The sequence below is a fragment of the Pseudomonas sp. Sample_9 genome (assembly GCF_004307535.1).
Lineage (GTDB): Bacteria > Pseudomonadota > Gammaproteobacteria > Pseudomonadales > Pseudomonadaceae > Aquipseudomonas > Aquipseudomonas mercuritolerans.
Genome location: NZ_RAZO01000244.1, coordinates 1 through 2,047, shown reverse-complemented (window position 1 = coordinate 2,047; position 2,047 = coordinate 1). Strand labels below are relative to the sequence as shown.

General features: G+C 60.5%; 3 protein-coding genes. All 3 read right to left on the bottom strand.

Going from position 1 to position 2,047, the window contains the following annotated elements; all coding sequences use genetic code 11:
* On the bottom strand, positions 1–218 hold a 218-nt coding region (locus D6877_RS13815; RefSeq protein WP_130911156.1), incomplete at its 3' end, for a ferredoxin family protein.
* 27 nt (positions 219–245) lie between these two features.
* A complete protein-coding gene (locus tag D6877_RS13810; protein ID WP_130911155.1) occupies positions 246–1,976 on the bottom strand; it encodes a fumarate reductase/succinate dehydrogenase flavoprotein subunit in 1,731 nt (576 codons plus the stop codon).
* On the bottom strand, positions 1,973–2,047 hold a 75-nt coding region (locus D6877_RS29910; RefSeq protein ID WP_241662900.1), incomplete at its 5' end, for a hypothetical protein. The genes D6877_RS29910 and D6877_RS13810, both read right to left, overlap by 4 nt.

Here is a 2,047-nt window from a genome sequence, read left to right as displayed (position 1 = left end):
TTCACCGCCCCCGTCGGGCAATCCTTCTCGCACGGCATGCAGTACCAGCATTCATCGAACGCCATGTAGGCCTTTTGCGTGGCCGGGTTGATCGCCAGCAGGTCCATCGGGCAAACGTCGACGCACACGGTGCAGCCCTTTTCGGCGATGCATTTGTCCTCGTCAACGGTGACCGGCGCGTTGGAGCGAAAGAAGATTTCCTGAGCTTGATAAGCCATGGTTCGGGCTCTCTGAAAAATGATGTCTCAAGCGGCGAAGGCGCCGACCCGCAGGCGGTCATACGCCTGCATTTCTTCGGCATCGAGCGGGATGATGTAGGGCTCGACGGCTTTCTTGAAACTGGTCATCTTGCCGTCCTCGCCCTTCTTCAGATGACAATGGCAGAACCACTCGGCGTCGTTGCGTTGCGGATGATCGACGCGATAGTGGTACAGGCCCCAGCGGCTTTCGGCGCGGAACAACGAAGCGCGGGCGGCCATTTCGGCGCAATCGCGGATCACGCTGGTTTCCATCGCTCGCATCAGTTCGTGAGCGTTGTTGGCTTTCATCTGCTCAAGATCGCGCTCGATGTCACTGAAGCGCTGCAGGCCGATCTGCATCTTCTTGGTCACTTTCGGCGGTTGCAGGTAGTCGTTGACGAAGCGCCGCAGCTTGTACTCGACCTGCGCCGGCGGCAGACCGTCTGTGCGATCGAGCGGCGCGTAGACCCGGGCCTGTTCCTTTGCGATCTGCTCGCTGTCCAGTGCGGAAAACTCCCGGCCGGCAACAAAGTCCGCGGCGTTGTGCCCGGCGAACCAGCCGTAAGTGAACGCGCCGAGCATGTAATTGTGCGGCACCGCAGCCATGTCGCCGGCCGAGTACAAGCCCTTGACTGAAGTCTCGGCACGCTCGTTGACCCACACGCCGGACGCCGAGTGGCCGCTGCAAAAGCCGATTTCCGAAATGTGCATTTCAACCATCTGCGTGCGGTAGTCGGTGCCACGGTTGGCGTGGAACTGGCCACGGCTCGGGCGCTCGTTGCTGTGCAGGATTTCCTCGATGTTCTGGATGGTTTCCTCGGCCAGGTGATCGAGTTTGAGGAACACCGGGCCGTTGCCGCTTTCCAGTTCCTGGTGAAATTCCCACATCATCTGCCCGCTCCAGTAGTCGCACTCGATGAAGCGTTCGCCCTTGTTGTTGGCGGTGTAGCCACCCAGCGGGCCGGTGACGTAGGCGCAGGCCGGGCCGTTGTAGTCCTTGATCAACGGGTTGATCTGAAAGCACTCGAGATTGGCCAGCTCAGCGCCGGCGTGATACGCCATCGCGTAGCCGTCGCCCGCATTGGTCGGGTTTTCGTAGGTGCCCATCAGGTAGCCCGACGACGGCAGACCCAGACGTCCAGCCGCGCCGCAGGCGAGAATCACCGCTTTGGCCTTGATCACATGGAAGTCGGCGGTGCGGCAATCGAAGCCCATCACACCGTTGACCGCGCCCTCCTCGTCGGTCAGCAAACGCGTGCAGACCAGGCGATTGGTGATGCTCACCCGCGCACGTTTCAACTGCCGATACAGGACTTTCTTGATGTCGTGCCCTTCCGGCATCGGCAGCACATAGGCGCCCATGTGGTGGACCTTTTTCACCGCGTAGTCACCGGTTTCGTCCTTCTCGAACTTCACGCCCCAGCGGTCGAGTTGTTCGATGGTTTCAAAACTGTGCGTTGCATAGGCGTAGACCGCCGCCTGATTAACGATGCCGTCGTTGGCGATGGTGATTTCCTTGGTGTACTGCTCTGGCGTCGAATGGCCGGGGATGATCGCGTTGTTCAGGCCGTCCATGCCCATGCTGATCGCGCCGCTGCGCTTGACGTTGGCCTTGTCGACCAGCAACACGCGCAAATCGCGGTTCTTCTCCTTGGCCTTGATCGCTGCCATCGGCCCGGCCGTACCGCCGCCAATCACGACGATGTCGTATTCCTGTTCTAGAACGTTGCGGGTCATGCCTGCTCCCCTTTCTGCCGGTCGATCCGCAGGCGGTACTGGAACGCATCGCCACGGTAATAAAGGTGTTC